We start from the raw sequence: 14,625 nt of genomic DNA, 5'->3' as shown, positions 1-14,625 counted from the left end.
TTTTGCTATGAATCGTCCAGTCGGCGTCATGGTCTTTATCTTGATCTTGATGTGCGGTTTTTCTTGGTCACAGGGCGTGCGCAGCCTGGGCATGGCCGGCCTGGTCTTGCCCGGCCCCGAGGCCGCGTACCTCAACCCGGCCTACGCCGCCTATCCCGCCGGTCGGTATGGCAGCGACCCAGGCTTCCGCTTACCCATAGGGCTGCTGGGCCTGCTGTTGCGCCCCGAAAGCAGCCCACTGCCCGCCCTCTCGGGTCTTTCCAACCTCACCAACGAGAACAGCCCCTTTGACCTGCTGACCTTTTACGATCAGCTCACCCATCTGAACGAGTTTCTGATCAACCCCGCCTCCTCGAGGGCCTTTATCAACCCCAACACGGGTTATCCTGAAATCCAGATCAATGTAGCAGCCAACGGCATCCAGGTCACCGATTACCAGGGCAAACCCATCCCGCTCGACCTGGGGCTGGGAAGCCAGGCCTCCATCAGCAGCACCAAAGCCCTCACACCTGCCCCGCTTTTTCGGGTGCCGCTGGCCCTGGAGAACAACCTTTACCTGGATTTCGGCCTGTACGCCGGGGGCTTCGGCCTGGGTCTTTCGCCCAACGCCAACCTGCGGCAGGCCCTGCAAAGCAACCAGCTTCAGCCCAACACCGAGTATGCCCTGATCACGAATGCCAGCGCCCAGGCCGGCCTCAGCCTGGGGTTTGGGTATGCCACGCAGCTACCCGATCTACCCATCCCCGAGGTGGGCCCCACCAAGGTGTATGTGGGCGCACGGGGCGAGGCTTTCTATGGGCTGGCCTACCTCGAGGGCAGCTTTAGCGTTGGTTTACAAAGCGACGCCCAGGGACGAATAGACCCCAACCAGCCGCCGGTGTACAGGGGTACCGCCTTTTACACCATCCCCGGCAACGGCAACGGCTTTGGAGCCCGGGCCGATCTGGGTGTGGTGATGGAGGCGCAGGGCACCACGGTGGGGCTGGGCATCCGCAACGCACTGGGCTTTGCCCGCTGGAGCGGCACCGAATTGCAATGGAACGGCTCATCCGCGAGCCCCACCTCAACCCCAAGCGAACGCAGCAGCTTCGGCTTCGTACCGGCCTTTTATCTGAACGCGGCCACCCAGGTACCCCTCGAGACCGGTACGCTGCTGGTAGGAGGCGACCTGGGCTACGAGGATAGCCTGTTCGGCCGCATCGGCGGTGAGTACAGCCTGGGCCCGGCCCGCTTCCGCGCTGGACTGGGCTTCGACAACGGCTTCCGCTTTGGATTGGGTGCTGGCTTTGTGGGGCCTGGGTTCAGCCTAGATACCGCCCTCACCACCCACCGCGCTCCCATCGTAGGCCACACTGTGTTTGGCATCGCCCTGAGCCTTGGTCTTAACTTTTGAGGTGAACCATGCCCAGACTCGCCTTCGCTCTACTGCTTCTGCTGCTGGCCGGGTGCAGTGCCAGCACCCGTTACACCTTTCAGTTTAATATCCTTAGCTTTATCCCAGAAAACCAGCGCAGCCTGAACATCCCCAGCGGTTACTACCTAGCGGTATATCCCGGCCTCGAGGGGCAACGGGTACCCCTGCCCATTACCTTGGACATCCTCGAGCGCGGCCAGCTAACCATCCAAGGCAGCCTTGTCAACAACGGAAGCATCCCTATGACCGGAAGCTACGAAATCCGTCTGGCTCCGGAAAGCGACAACAACCTCAACGACAACTCGGGCGGGGATGTGGGTCTGGGCAGCAACAGCTTCAACGTCGCCGCCGGGCAAAGTCAGTCGATCGCCACCTCGGTTAATCTCAGTGCCACCGATAACAGCGCGGCGTTTAACATCATCAAGTCGGGCTCGTTCCGAATCGCCATCCGGGTAGAAGTCAACAGCAACGGTGGCCGCTTCAATCTCACCACTGCCCAGGTCACAGTCATCGGGCGCCCATTTGCCCTAATCAAGTAGCCCGCTTCCCGTTCCTAGACGTGCGGCCTCCGTTCCGGGGGTCGCACAACTTCTTGCTTCATGCCGGATTCAAAAAGATAGTCATCCAAAGCCAAAGGTCTCTTGCAAAGCTCGGAGAAGAAAGCGTATACCTGCGGTCGGGTTGGTTCGCCGCCTTCCAGTGCCGAACTAAGCGAATCTGGTATCAGACATACCTACTGAACCTCACCCAACTGGCGACGGGCCAGCACAATTTCCTTGGTGGGAATGCGGCTGTGAATAAACCAGAAACCCACCAGCCCCACCAGCAAGACCAGCACCTTAACCCAGAAAACCGGGATAAAGAAGATGGCGCTGGTCAGGGCAAAGAAGCTCAACATGCAAAGCGCGAGTATCTTGGCCCGGCGTGACATCCCCAGGCCATTGCGGTAGTCCCGCACGATGGGCCCTACCTTGGGCAGGTTGAGTATCCAGTTGAGAAAGCGCTGGCTGCTTCTAGAGAAAAAATACGCGGCCAGAATAAAAAAAACCGTCGAGGGCATCCCAGGCACCACCGTGCCGACAAAACCCAGACCGGCAAAGAAAAACCCAAGGGAAAGCCAGAGGGGTCGCAGAGGATCAAGGGGCGATCGCATAACCTCTAAATAGTATGACAAAACCCCCACGGGGATAAATGTACCCGCGACCCTCAAAAGTAATCAGCCGACACGTGACGTATCGGCTGACCCCTGAACGGTTTGAGAGCTAGGAGGCTTTAGAGCAAACCGGCCTCACGCAGCAGCCTGAGCGCAGTATCGAGGGGGAGCTTCTCAAAATCCACTTTGGGGCTCTTGGCCACTGCCTGGTTGATGGGCAGCAGGCTCGAGCTGAGCACAACCCCCTGGGTCACCGGATACTCGATGATCTCGCTAGCAAAGAACTGCTGACCCTTGGGCGAAAGCAACCACAGCAAGAAACGGTTGGCCGCCGCTGGGTTTTTGCTGGTTTTGAGAATGCCAGCCCCGGTCACCAGGGCCAGGCCGCCCACATCCCCATCGGCAAAGTAGTAGGTGGCAATACGCTGCCCCGCCCGGGCGACGCGCTGAATGTAGTAGTGGTTGGTCGTGCCCAGGTCGATCTCACCAGCCCGGATGGCTTCCATCATGGCTGGGTTGGAGGCGTAGGCTTTGGGCTCGAGGGCCTTCATATCGGCTATCCACTGCCGAGTGCGGGCCTCACCATGCTGTGCCACCATAGCCGCAATCATGTCCTGGAAGCTGCTGTAGGTCGGCGTCCAGCCAATGCGCCCTTTGTACTGGGTCAGCTTAGGCAGATCCATAATGCTTTTGGGCAGGTCTTCGGGCTTGACCCGGCTGGGTTCATAGGCCAGCACCCGCAAACGAACGGTCAGAGGCACCCACAGGCGGCTGGCCGGCACAAAATAGGCCGGCGTGCGCGTGATGGTATCACCCAGGCGCACCAGCAACCCTCGCTCAGAAGCCACGCCCAGCGCACCCGCCGTGTTGGCCCAGAAAATATCGGCCGGACTGCGGCTGCCCTCTTCCTGTAGCGCAGCCAGAATCTCGGCATCGCGCCCATAGCGCACATTGACCTTAATACCGGTCTCGGCTTCGAACTGTTTTACCAACGGCTCCACCAACCCCTGTCCACGGCCCGTGTAAACAGTAAGGCTTTGCTGCTGAGCCTGCGCCAAACCTAGCAAGGTTAGAAGGGCGGTTACAAGAACAGCTTTTTTACGCACTGTACTCCTCCTGCAGTTATTTAAGCCGTCTTCGGCTCGAGGGTGAGTCTATGAACGAGCGGGCAAAATGTCAAGTATTCCAGTCGGATTTATGTAGTTAGAAATGGTATTCATTCTCAACAAGCCCGTTCTCCAGCGCATGCCCTGGTGCTCAAGGTAAACTGGAGCAATGCGTAGGTTCTTCACACCCCCTGTAATTCGGGCCATCGGCCAGATCCTGGCAGTTTCCTACCCTTTGCTGGCGCTTTCCGCTGGAGCTCGCTCAATCTACCAGCTATTCTTCAAGCCCGGTGTGACCGACTACCTACCCCCTATCCTCTCAGCCATCGCGGCGACGGTCTATCTGGTAGCCACCGTTGCTTTTGTTATACGAAAACCCTGGGCCTGGTGGGTTTCAGTCGGTGCCCTGAGCTTCGAGATGGCAGGGGTTTTGCTGGTGGGCACCCTAAGCCTGCTCATGCCAGAGGTGATAGGCCGCACCGTCTGGCACGACTTTGGCATCGACTACGGCTTCCTGCCCCTCATCCAGCCGTTGCTCGGGCTCATCTGGCTGCTCTGGCCCGAGAACCGCAGGCTTTTTTTCGACCCAGCCCCCCGGTCGCCGGCTCGGTAGAGATCAGGGCGAACCACCTTCAGAATCGGGCGACCGGACGGCCTCGGCGATGAAGGCCCACAACACGCCCATCAGAAGCCCCAGCACACCAGCAACGACGGTAAAGAGCGCTGGCCTGGGGAAACTGGGGCGCAACGGCTCAGCCGGGGGCACCAGAACCTGCACCAACAAAGTCTGATTCACCAGTTGGCTGGTTGATTGGGGCTGCATCAATAAGTCGTTGAGAGTGTTGATGCGGGCCTCGAGCTGGGCAATCTGTGAGCGCAGGCGCGACTCGTCAAGGCTCAGGCTGGTGTAAGCGGGGTTGGTCGCCCGGGCGATCTGGGGGTCGCTGCCGCGGGCCTCGAGGGCAGCAGCAATGGTAGGACTCGAGGCCGCCCGGTCGGGTGCCCGGGCAAGCTCAGCCTGGATGCTCTTAAGCGCATCCTGGGCAGCCTGAAGGTCGAGCCGCGTCTGGGCCATGGCAGCCCGCAGATTGGCCTGAGCACCCTCGAGCAGGTTGCGCTGGAGGTACTTGCGCGCCACCTCGAGAATCCGCTCGGCCCGTTCACTGGCCTCGGCAGCGCTGCGCCCTTCTGCGGTTAGGAACAGTAGCCCCCGCTTCTCGTCAAAGCGGGCCTTATAAAAACGCGTGGGGTCGTCCACGCCAAGCTGGTTGGCTAGTAGCTTGGTCTGCTGCAAGTCCACAAACCCCTGGGCCAGCCCGGGCAGGGAAGGTAGGTTGCTCAGCAGGCCCTGGTTGGACTGGTTGGCCAGACTCAGGCTCACTACCACCTGGCTGGTGTAGGTTTTGGGCCATAGGAGGCTAAAAATAAGAGTAGCAAGCGTCAACCCTGCACTGACAAAAAAAATAAAGCGGCTCCATCGCTTAAGGATTAGGTATATATCTCGTAAAGAAATCTCGTCTCTTGATTGCGTAGTATCTAAGCTCATCCAGGTATTCTATGTCTACCTTGGGGTGAACTGTCAAATCGAGAAATACAAACGCCCAGAGCCAGCAAAAGCGTATAGTAAACCCCCGCAAAGAAAAAGCTAAAATCAAACAGACCCAGCACCAACACCACAGCGACCAAGGCCAGAACCCGCCCAGCTTGAAGCCTTATCAACCACCCTAACAATCCACCCAGCCACAGCAAAAACCCCAGTAAGGCCAACCCACCTCCCTCAGCCACCAGGTGAAGCCACAAATTATGAGCATGCCCCGTGATGGCCTCGAGGGCACCTTGGGGCCGGTGAATCTGATAGTAAACAGGAAAATTGCCAAAACCCACCCCAGTCCAGGGGTACTCGAGAAAAGCCCGCATCGCCACCTGCCAGATAACCAAGCGAGACTGTGCGCTCGAGTCCAGTGTCGTGGCTTGGCTTAGCCGCCCCAACCACTCAGGTTGCCAGGCCAGCAAGAAGGCTCCCCCCACAAGTACCCCTAGCATGCTCCAGCGCCAGCGCCCCAGTCCCCACCACCAAACCACTAGTAGCAGCAACCAGCCCCAAAAAGCCGCCCGGCTACCCGTTACCCAAATCAGCAAACCCGAGACGGCTAGAGCCGCTCCACCCCAGCGGCTCCCCCCCAGCAGCCAGACCAAACCAGCCAGCATAACGGAGGTATGACCCAGCAGGTTGGGCTGAGGGGTTAGGCCTGAGGGCCGAAAACCCTCGTAAGGGGGCGATTCAAGCTGCCATAGGGCATATCCAAGGTGTATGCCCATGCCCAACAAAAGCGCACCAGCCATCCAGGATGGTGCGAGCTGCTTTAATACACTTCCCCCTTGCAGCACTAAAAAACCCAACAACATCATTCCCAGCCACCACTGCAGTCGCCAGCCCAGGCTCCGCTCACCCGTTGGTCCCCAGGAAAAGGCACTGGGGCGCGAACCCACCTCGAGCTTGGCCCAACCCACTTCTATATAGCGCCAATCGCCGCCTGCATTGAAAAAATCAATTGCACGCAACGAGTGATCCCCTTCTTGGGCTGTGTAGCTGGCCCATAGCCGCCACACCCCTGGTGCCACCGGTTCCATCTGGGTGGGTACCGAGTGGTGGCCTGTATTAGTAAAAAAAGTTATTTGAAAGCGCGCTTCCCTACCGTCGTGCCGTAGGTAGAAGCTTTGGGTATAAGTCTGACCGGGTGTTATAGGGTACCAGTGATCATTTAAAAACTCGCTTTGCTCTAGGCCCGAGGCAGGGTTCGAGCGAGGCAAGCGCCAAAAACCCTCCCCCACTCGTTGGGCCCACCCACCTGCGCCATCTTGGTGGTTCCAACCAAACAAGTTATCTAGCGCATCCACCCTAAGCAAGTTTGCTGCAACAGGGTCTGAAGTTGCTTCGATATAAGACGGTTGCTGTGGAAGCTTAAACAAGTTCTGCGGAGCAAAAACCTGCCCTGCCCCGCCTAATAGCATGAATATCAAAAACAACCGCCCACCGCCCACACCCTGCCGCTTTAGCACCAATCCAGCACCCAACAGCCCAAAGAAAACCGCCGCCGCGGCAGGCCACAAGGGCATGAGAAGCAGCGGTAGATATAAAAACCACCTGTTCAATAGGCCCCCTTACCAAACAACACCACCCAGACTGTACGGGCTAGGATATAAAGATCAAGCCAGGGCGACCAGTTGCGCACGTAGTACACATCCATCGCCACCCGTTCAGCATATGTCGTATCGTTGCGTCCAGAAACTTGCCATAAGCCAGTCAGACCGGGGCGAACCTTGGCATACAAGCTGAAGTGGGAGCCATACCGCTTAATCTCCTCATCCACGATAGGTCGCGGCCCCACCAAGCTCATCTCACCTTTCAAAACATTCCATAACTGGGGCAACTCATCCAGGCTGGTTTTGCGCAAAAATCTTCCCACGCGGGTAACCCTGGGGTCATTCTTCAATTTTTGATCGTGCTCCCACTCGGCTTTCAGTTCGGGGTGTCGCTGCAAGTATTCTGCCAATAAGCGATCCGCATCCCGCACCATGGAGCGAAATTTCCAAGCCCTAAAACGATTCCCAGACAGCCCAACCCGCCACTGGCCATAAAACACCGAGCCAGGTGAGTCCAAACGAATCAGCAAGCCAATTATGGCAAGCAACAAAGCCACGGGTAGAGCAAAAGCTATCACTAAGGCAATATCTATAACCCGTTTGACCAGGCGGGGGCCCGGCAAAAGAAGCCTCTGGCGAAGCTCGAGCCCCAACACCCCACCCAAATCCCGCGTAGTCAGCCACAGGCTGGAAAAACCGAAGAGATCCGGAATCAAAATCAAATGGGGGAAGGTGCCCCCATGGGCTTCCAGGAGTTGCAGTAAGCGGTCTCGAGGAACCCCCGGCATAGCTATAATTGCGTGCTGAACTCCCATCTGGGCAAATTCCCAGGCCCGCTCGAGGCCCCCCAGCACCGGCACCCCACCTATTTCCCTTCCTTGCTTGGCTGGGTCGTCGTCCAGCAGGGCTATGGGCTTTAGACCCAAACCTGGCTGCTTCTGCAATGCTCGCACGACTTCTTCCCCAGTTTTACCTGCGCCCAGCACCAGCACCGCCGCCCCCCACCATGGCTTGCGGGCAAAAAGCTCACGCACCAGCGCCCGACCCAGCGGCACCAGCACCAGGGCCAGCCCCCAGGCAAACACAAACGCTCCCCGTGAGTAGTCGGCACCAGCCTTGTACATGAAGGTGGCCGCCCCCAGAACCACAAAAACTAAGCTTGTAGAGTAGGAAAGGCGGCGCAGCTCTTCCGGAGGAGCGATCCCCACCCCATAAAGCCCCGCCAGGGCATAAGCCAGGGGAAAAAGCAGCAAAGCAGGCCACAGATCAAGGTACAAATCCCAAATTAAGCTCCGATCCCAGAGATAGCGCAGCCAAATGGACAGCAGCATAGAAGCCAAAACCGCCAAGGCATCTACGGCCAACAGTGTTATTGCTGTTCGTCTAGGGGAGGGCAAATTGCTCACTAGAGAAGTCTGCGAAGCAACCAAGTTATTCATCGAAACTACCCCTGGGACAGCTTCGCTCTAAAGTTATTCCATTCTCGCTCAATCAAGCTAATGAACTCCCTCTGGAAGCGCTCCGTGGAAAAGCGCTCGGCATTTTTGCGGATTTGTAAGGGATCAAAACTTAGGCTTTCAAACTCCTCTATAGCCGCAATTAGACTTCTAACGTTTTGCTCACGGAAGAAAACCCCTGTTTCACCTGAAATGACGGTTTCTACAGTCCCACCTTTGCCAAAGGCAATGACCGGAGTACCGCAAGCCTGTGCTTCTACCGGAGCAATACCAAAGTCTTCTTCTGCAGCAAACACAAAAGCCCTAGCCTTTTGCATATAGTCCCGAAGTACCTCAAACGGTTGGTGGCCCAGTAATTGCACGTTAGAAGCACCTTTTGCCTTAGCCTGTACTTTAGGAAACTCCGGGCCATCTCCAATCACCACAAGCTTGCGGTCTGGCATCTGGGCGAAGGCCTCCACAATCAGATCTATGCGTTTATACGGTACCATGCGACTCGCAGCTAAATAGAAATCTTCCTTGTTCTTTTGTAGCGTGAAAGCCCCCGTATCTACCGGAGGGTAAATAACCTCGGCTTTTCTACGGTAGGCCTTTTGAATGCGGCGGGCAATATATTGAGAATTAGCCACTAGAATATCAGGGCGCTGCCCTGCAAGGCCATCCCAAAGGCGCAAATAATGCAGAAGGCCTTGAGCTAAGCTACTCTTGAGGCCTTTAGACAAACCGGCTCCCTCAAGGTACTGGTGCTGTAGATCCCAGGCGTAACGAGGTGGCGAGTGCACATAGCTCACATGCAACGTGTCTGGGCCGGTGATCACTCCTTTAGCCACCGCATGGGAGCTGGAGATGATTAAGTCGTAACCATGCAAGTCAAATTGTTCGATTGCCAAGGGCATAAGCGGTAGGTATGTACGGTAGTATTTACGTGCTCCAGGAAGCTTTTGAATAAAAGAGGTATGGATTTTCTTGCCCCGTAAGAACTCCCGGTGTCTGTCTTCCAAGAAATCCACCACCGCATATAGCTCCGCCTGCGGAAATACTTGAAGCAGTTGCTCGACAACCCGCTCAGCTCCCGCATAAACGGTAAACCAATCGTGCACAAGGGCAATCCGCATTTAGTACCTCAAAACACCTTTCACCGCTCGCTCGACTATCATTTGCACCAGGGCCTCAAACTCTATCCTAGGACTCCATCCCAGCCAGCTCTGGCCCTTTTCCAGATTCCGACGAAGCAAGTCTACGTCAGTAAAACTAGAGGGTTAACCCACACTGCTATTTTCCCCGTCAGGCGGTCTGCATCCTGCCTCTCCTCTTTACCCCTTTATCAAAGCATAAAGATATAGAACCCTCCAAGCCACTAGCAATTTACATGCCTTAGATTACTTATACCATCCCAATTCGGAAAAGCCACCAACCATATTCCCCCAAACTGCGCCCACAGGAGGCACCCGGCGGGGTTGTGCTCCATCATCTTGAGCAGGCCACCGCCTGGAAAGACCCGTCCCTGCAGGCCGGAAAAGATGCCCTCGAGTGGCAAAGAGTACCGTTGGGGCCTCATCTTCCGCTGATGCCCGTGCTTTGAGGGCCCTTTTCCCTGGCTAGCATGATCGCGACCGGGTTGCTGTGGCGGCTTCCTGGAGTCCATGTGCAGACACGGGTGGGGTTGAAGAGAGTGGCTCGGGCGATGCTGCGCTTATCGCTAGGGCTTACCTTCTTAAGGTGCTTGTCTCTGGGCAGTGGCAATCTCTGGCAGGGACGGGTAATGTTGCCCACCCCGTCCCTTATTTGCTACTGGGCGTCAGGTTCTTCCCCGAATTAGTCATCTGTTTATACACCTGAATGTGTAATCGTGCAATCATATCCCACGAAAATAAACCTGCTATCTCTCGTGCTCTCTGCGACATCAAATTGAGTCTTTCGCGCGCGAACCTCAGCTCGTCTAAAACTTTCAATGCCTGAGCTGGACTTTCAACAAACTCAACTGCGCCACTAAATATCGGAGGGGTTTGTAAACCCTTGGTAGTGAGCACTACCACTCCGTTTCCTATAGCAGCTAGTAAGGAGGCGCGGCGTTCCGAGGCACCATCTGGGAAGTGGAGGTAAGCAAAAGTGGCCTTCGCCAACTCCCGAGCCACACTTTCAGGGTCTAAACCTACGTTCCAAGCTAAATTGGGCAATTCCTGGGTTTGTTGTTTTAGAGCCAGAAAGTATCCCTCTACACCTTCTTGAGGGCTACCAATAATCTTAAAACTATAAGGTTTCTTATGCACAATTGCCTGGCGCACCAGAGCAATAAATTCCTCCAATCCTCGATTGGGCCTTATTAAACCAAAGAAGACTACTATATTAGGATCGCGCGGAATTTCATCATCTAAGAACGGTATATTGCTTCCTATTGGTATAACCTCAGATCGAACCTTTATTAGAGGGAACCACTTACTTAGAGCAGTTTGCTCATAAAGGTTGGTAAAAATTAGACGCCGAGCAGCGATAGCAAAGGGGGTAATAGCAACACGCCTTAAGAGATGGCTTTGGCTAAACTCGTGGATTGTAACTACAGTAGGGTAGGCACGGGATAAAAAGACCAAGGCCTGAGGCGCCAAACCCCTTCCATAAGGTACTGTAGGATATTGAATGTGTAAGATATCGGGATTGTAATTGACTATCTTTTTATAAATAGAACGGCTGTAAACTAAGCCCCAATGAGGGCTGTCTACAGGCAAAACCTCGTGCCCCTCTGCTCTTAGGTACTTGATTAACCTAGCAGTGTAGTCGACCACACCGCAATTAACAGGAGGCGTGGGACTGACCATAGCTATTCGCATCATCCATCTACCCCGCAAGCACTGAACCAAGAGTTTTTTTGCTCTTGGTAAGAAAGTGTTCTTGACTGATGGCAAGAAATATAGGAAGCCAAAAATAGCCAAAGACGTAGGGAAAACCAGTCAAAGCAGTTATAAACAAGAGCAAAGAAAGGGCGAATAAGTTTCCTAATGCTAAACCCCTTAGCCAGTTCGGCATACCCGGATTCCGCAATAGAGCTAAAGGCGCTCGAAAAAGCGATGAGTAAAACATGTAAAATGTAAAAAAACCAAGAACACCGGTGTTGGCCAGCAACCAAAAAGGTAAGCTATACACGGTAACCGAGTTAATACCCATGCCCAAAACAGGGAAATCAGCGAAGTTTTGCAGAGCATATATTATCGACAAAAATCTTTGGCTAAAAGAAAAGGAATCCTTTCGACTGAATATCACACTATCAACTACTTGTTGAACCAGGGGAACACTCCAATAAAGAACAGCCAGCACAGTTGAAGTGAGCAGCAAAGCTGCCAGTATCAAAGCAAAGAGGGCTAGTGTCTTGGCCCGCACATATGGCAAGGAAACTACAATAAAAAAGATTAAAAGCAATAAGCCAGTATAGGCAGTAGCCGCGGTTGATGCCATGGCGGTCAATGCAAAAAACAACGCCAACCAACGATCTCTGTGGATATCCAACACAGGCACACCAACGAGCAAAAAACCCAGGAGCAAGGAGAGAAGCACTAAAATGTATGCAGCAAATACTGAAGGCTCAGCAGACACTGATGACATTCGGCTAATGTTGAGTTCCTCAATAACTTGTTTGTAGCCTTGAAGAAAACCGTTTGTGGAGTTATTAAAAATATAGAAGGGATAGGGCATACCTAGTATACTTAGAATTACCTGCATCCATCCCCACAAGCTAACAAAGACTCCCGTGTACAGAAGAACTCTTAGCACAACCTTCAAACGATCCAAGGTAGTTACATCTGATGTTGCAAATAAGATAAACAAGCCCCAAACTAAAAAATATGCCAGATTTTTTAGATGTTCCACACTAAAGTAAAGAGTGAAAGTTGCCTCAAGTGCTCCCTTAGGATCAACACCTGTAAATGTTATTCCCGGACTTAATAAAGGCGTGGCAAGTGACAATCCCAGCGCTCCTATAAACACAGCTAATAATGCTAAGGGTGTTCGTCCTACTAGGCGAATGCGTCCTTCTAGCAACGTTGTCAAAGTTCTTCTAAAGATATACATGATTACTAAAACCAGTGTTGCGCTTATGCTGGCTCCATCCTCAGATTGCAGGTTGAAAACAGCTGTAGCCGAAAACGGTATCGAAACTAAAACAAATAAGAGTAGAGCAAACGAAGAGCGAAAAAAAAGCACAATGGCTGTTACCAACACTAATGCACCAGTTGCAGTAAGTAACATAATTTAGATGCTCTAAAAGGCGTACAAAAAACTAACCATTTACCGGATTAAAACCTTAACCAGTGGATTCCGATGCACTCGCAGTACTCACCCTCGTGTTGTAAACCGAGTAGCCTCCATTCCCCTTTTATAGCCTAGCCACACAGAACGTACTCTCCTCCAATCCCCCAGCAGTAACCGCTTGAGAATACGCCCCCCAACGCCAAGTGTGATCGGAAGAAAAGGAAACATAGCGTGTCGGCGAAAAAAGCGCACCGCTGAGGCATTGTACCAGATATCCTGTTGGGAGCTACCCTTTTTCGCGCTAGCAGACTCTTTATGCAGCACTCGCGAATTTGGAGCCACCGTTATCATCCACCCCTTTTGCCGCAAGCGAAAGCTCAAATCAGTGTCTTCCCAGTACATAAAAAACCCCTCATCTAGCAAACCCACCTGCTCGAGGGCTTCTCTGCGCAAAAGCATACTAGCCCCCGTAATATAGTGAAGGTCGCCTGGAGCCAAGAGGTGGCGAGAGCGCCCGGTAAGCAGGTTTACCTGGCCTCCACCCCAGGCCTGTACCTTTTCGGGTTGATTCATGTAGTACAACACCGATCCAACTGCCCCAATCTTTGGGTCGCTTTCTGCAACTTCTATCATTGCTGCTAGGGCACCGGGGCTAGCAATAGTGTCGTTGTTGAGAAGCCATATGTAACCTGCTCCATGCTCAAGCGCATATCGAATGCCAACATTATTTCCTCCAGCAAAACCAAGGTTAGCTCCCGTTTCAATAACGGTAATGTCGGGGTGTGCCTCACGAATACGCACCACAGAGTCGTTTGTAGAGGCATTGTCCAAGACTACTATTTTATAGTTGGGATATGTAAGGGATTTTAGCGAGTCAATACATTTGACTGTATCTTGCCAACCATTCCAGTTTAGAATAATCACATACACTACTTTCATTAGTTTAGCTCCAACAACTCCGCCATCCTTGCAACTGAATGTTCCCAATTGTATTTTTTCGCACTCTTCTTTCCCTTATCAACCAAAGACCTGCGCAGAGTATCGTCCTCATATAGTCGGATTATGGCCTCAGCCATTTTTTGAGGTTCACGGGAAGGCACTATAAGAGCATTGTACATATGCTCGGCATAATCTTCGGTACCATATGAAGTGGTTATTACCGCAGTACCACAGGCCATTGCTTCTAAAGGGAAAAGGGGGAAACTCTCATACCAAGAACTAGCAAGTAGTACATGAGAAGTCGAATAGGCTCGTCTTAGCTTTTCTCCGGTTATAAAACCCAATGGGATATAAGGCGCTATGGAATTATTTGGAGGCAATAAAGCGTCTCCGAAGACTCGCCATTCTAGATGCGGTATACGCCTTTTAGCTATTCGAATGGCCTCAGCCGCCTCCTGAAACCCTTTCCATTTTGCCAAACGTCCACCATAGCTAATAACTACAAACTTTTCTTTGGGATCAGGTGGGTTACCATCTGGAAAAAATACTGAATGATCAATTGCATTCAGACAAACGGGTATTTCTTTACTCGTTTGTTCAGAAAGCTTCTTGGCCAGCCAGGTTGAGTTAGCAATAATCTGCATATTCGGTAAATAATAGGTAACATAAGCATCTATAAATGCCAAATCAGGGAATTCTTCGTCTATTGAGAAAAGAGGTTCGTAGTGTTGAGCAAAGTAATATTTCCGTCCTGAACCATATAAGTAGACCGGCAGAGCTGTAAGATAGGACGTGGCCAAGGTTACATCAGCCGAGGGTACTTGATCTCTCAACATCTCAATCTGTCTAGCTCGACGAAAGCTGTAAGATGCACCTCGGGCAAAATGAATCATTACTTTACCCACGGCCTCTTTTATTCCTCTTTTGTCTTTCCTAAGCGCAGCAAGCGGAAATTCTATTAAAGAGCTGAGTAGTTGCGCTATGGATATTCTTGACGAGACCATCTCAAACTTTGCTTGAAACCATTCAGGGCGGGGAGAAGGCTCTATTGGAATAACCCTAACAATGTGCCCCTTTTCAACAAGCCCATTGGCATACTCAAAAACTGTTAATAAGCCCCCACTAAACTTCTTGCCATGAAAAGCTGGGACGAATATGTTTACAGTTGCCATA

Annotated in this window: 14 protein-coding genes; 4 read left to right on the top strand and 10 right to left on the bottom strand. The window is 53.0% G+C overall.

Annotation, left to right across the window (positions count from 1 at the left end; translation table 11 throughout):
* Positions 1–7 precede the first annotated feature (7 nt).
* Both MTAI_RS04960 and MTAI_RS04955 read left to right on the top strand, forming a co-directional pair.
* On the top strand, positions 8–1,393 hold the full coding sequence (locus tag MTAI_RS04960; RefSeq protein WP_223299804.1) for a TetR family transcriptional regulator: 1,386 nt from the start codon (positions 8–10) through the stop codon (positions 1,391–1,393).
* A gap of 8 nt (positions 1,394–1,401) precedes the next feature.
* Positions 1,402–1,953 (top strand): hypothetical protein, encoded by a 552-nt coding sequence (locus tag MTAI_RS04955; protein ID WP_027887270.1) that lies wholly within the window; start codon positions 1,402–1,404, stop codon positions 1,951–1,953.
* Positions 1,954–2,147: 194 nt separating this feature from the next.
* On the opposite strand, the gene MTAI_RS04950 is transcribed toward MTAI_RS04955, so the two are convergent.
* The gene (locus MTAI_RS04950; RefSeq protein ID WP_027887269.1) at positions 2,148–2,567 is read right to left on the bottom strand and encodes a YbaN family protein; all 420 of its coding nucleotides are present in this window, start codon (positions 2,565–2,567) and stop codon (positions 2,148–2,150) included.
* Positions 2,568–2,686: 119 nt separating this feature from the next.
* Complete coding sequence (locus MTAI_RS04945; RefSeq protein ID WP_027887268.1) at positions 2,687–3,673, bottom strand: iron ABC transporter substrate-binding protein; 987 nt, start codon at positions 3,671–3,673, stop codon at positions 2,687–2,689.
* Between the two features lie 169 nt (positions 3,674–3,842).
* Between MTAI_RS04945 and MTAI_RS04940 the strand changes: the two genes are divergently transcribed.
* The gene (locus MTAI_RS04940; protein ID WP_027887267.1) at positions 3,843–4,286 is read left to right on the top strand and encodes a hypothetical protein; all 444 of its coding nucleotides are present in this window, start codon (positions 3,843–3,845) and stop codon (positions 4,284–4,286) included.
* 3 nt (positions 4,287–4,289) lie between these two features.
* Here MTAI_RS04940 and MTAI_RS04935 read toward each other — a convergent pair whose 3' ends face one another.
* From MTAI_RS04935 to MTAI_RS04920, 4 genes are all read right to left on the bottom strand, one after another.
* The gene (locus MTAI_RS04935; protein ID WP_027887266.1) at positions 4,290–5,219 is read right to left on the bottom strand and encodes a Wzz/FepE/Etk N-terminal domain-containing protein; all 930 of its coding nucleotides are present in this window, start codon (positions 5,217–5,219) and stop codon (positions 4,290–4,292) included.
* Positions 5,216–6,826, bottom strand: coding sequence for an O-antigen ligase family protein (locus MTAI_RS04930; protein ID WP_241768711.1), 1,611 nt, complete (start codon positions 6,824–6,826; stop codon positions 5,216–5,218). Before MTAI_RS04930 ends, MTAI_RS04935 begins: the two co-directional genes overlap by 4 nt.
* Positions 6,823–8,148, bottom strand: coding sequence for an undecaprenyl-phosphate galactose phosphotransferase WbaP (wbaP, locus tag MTAI_RS04925; protein WP_027887264.1), 1,326 nt, complete (start codon positions 8,146–8,148; stop codon positions 6,823–6,825). The genes MTAI_RS04930 and wbaP overlap by 4 nt, the downstream gene beginning before the upstream one ends.
* A 113-nt stretch (positions 8,149–8,261) precedes the next feature.
* A complete protein-coding gene (locus MTAI_RS04920; RefSeq protein ID WP_027887263.1) occupies positions 8,262–9,389 on the bottom strand; it encodes a glycosyltransferase family 4 protein in 1,128 nt (375 codons plus the stop codon).
* Between the two features lie 344 nt (positions 9,390–9,733).
* On the opposite strand from MTAI_RS04920, the gene MTAI_RS15570 reads away from it, so the two are divergent.
* Positions 9,734–9,856, top strand: coding sequence for a hypothetical protein (locus tag MTAI_RS15570; protein ID WP_280938737.1), 123 nt, complete (start codon positions 9,734–9,736; stop codon positions 9,854–9,856).
* A 199-nt stretch (positions 9,857–10,055) separates the two neighbouring features.
* Here the strand turns inward: MTAI_RS15570 and MTAI_RS04915 are convergent, their stop codons facing one another.
* From MTAI_RS04915 to MTAI_RS04900, 4 genes are all read right to left on the bottom strand, one after another.
* The gene (locus tag MTAI_RS04915; protein WP_155915710.1) at positions 10,056–11,087 is read right to left on the bottom strand and encodes a glycosyltransferase family protein; all 1,032 of its coding nucleotides are present in this window, start codon (positions 11,085–11,087) and stop codon (positions 10,056–10,058) included.
* 19 nt (positions 11,088–11,106) lie between these two features.
* Positions 11,107–12,510 carry a hypothetical protein gene (locus MTAI_RS04910; RefSeq protein WP_131455645.1) on the bottom strand — a complete coding sequence of 468 codons (1,404 nt, stop codon included), beginning with the start codon at positions 12,508–12,510 and terminating at the stop codon, positions 11,107–11,109.
* 87 nt (positions 12,511–12,597) lie between these two features.
* Positions 12,598–13,452 carry a glycosyltransferase family 2 protein gene (locus MTAI_RS04905; protein WP_063843446.1) on the bottom strand — a complete coding sequence of 285 codons (855 nt, stop codon included), beginning with the start codon at positions 13,450–13,452 and terminating at the stop codon, positions 12,598–12,600.
* Positions 13,452–14,624, bottom strand: coding sequence for a glycosyltransferase family 4 protein (locus tag MTAI_RS04900; RefSeq protein WP_081698362.1), 1,173 nt, complete (start codon positions 14,622–14,624; stop codon positions 13,452–13,454). The genes MTAI_RS04905 and MTAI_RS04900 overlap by 1 nt, the downstream gene beginning before the upstream one ends.
* Between the last annotated feature and the right edge of the window lies 1 nt (position 14,625).

Origin of the sequence: Meiothermus taiwanensis WR-220, assembly GCF_003568585.1 — a bacterium.
GTDB classification, from domain to species: domain Bacteria; phylum Deinococcota; class Deinococci; order Deinococcales; family Thermaceae; genus Meiothermus; species Meiothermus taiwanensis.
This window is presented reverse-complemented; position numbering and strand designations above follow the sequence as displayed.

What these genes read in the sequence shown, in the direction of transcription:
- MTAI_RS04910 (WP_131455645.1), bottom strand. Translation starts at nt 12,510, where the DNA reads ATGTTACTTACTGCAACTGGTGCATTAGTGTTGGTAACAGCCATTGTG.
- MTAI_RS04960 (WP_223299804.1), top strand. Translation starts at nt 8, where the DNA reads ATGAATCGTCCAGTCGGCGTCATGGTCTTTATCTTGATCTTGATGTGC.
- wbaP (WP_027887264.1), bottom strand. Translation starts at nt 8,148, where the DNA reads ATGCTGCTGTCCATTTGGCTGCGCTATCTCTGGGATCGGAGCTTAATT.
- MTAI_RS04900 (WP_081698362.1), bottom strand. Translation starts at nt 14,624, where the DNA reads ATGGCAACTGTAAACATATTCGTCCCAGCTTTTCATGGCAAGAAGTTT.
- MTAI_RS04935 (WP_027887266.1), bottom strand. Translation starts at nt 5,219, where the DNA reads ATGAGCTTAGATACTACGCAATCAAGAGACGAGATTTCTTTACGAGAT.
- MTAI_RS04915 (WP_155915710.1), bottom strand. Translation starts at nt 11,087, where the DNA reads ATGGTCAGTCCCACGCCTCCTGTTAATTGCGGTGTGGTCGACTACACT.
- MTAI_RS04940 (WP_027887267.1), top strand. Translation starts at nt 3,843, where the DNA reads ATGCGTAGGTTCTTCACACCCCCTGTAATTCGGGCCATCGGCCAGATC.
- MTAI_RS04905 (WP_063843446.1), bottom strand. Translation starts at nt 13,452, where the DNA reads ATGAAAGTAGTGTATGTGATTATTCTAAACTGGAATGGTTGGCAAGAT.
- MTAI_RS04955 (WP_027887270.1), top strand. Translation starts at nt 1,402, where the DNA reads ATGCCCAGACTCGCCTTCGCTCTACTGCTTCTGCTGCTGGCCGGGTGC.
- MTAI_RS04920 (WP_027887263.1), bottom strand. Translation starts at nt 9,389, where the DNA reads ATGCGGATTGCCCTTGTGCACGATTGGTTTACCGTTTATGCGGGAGCT.
- MTAI_RS04950 (WP_027887269.1), bottom strand. Translation starts at nt 2,567, where the DNA reads ATGCGATCGCCCCTTGATCCTCTGCGACCCCTCTGGCTTTCCCTTGGG.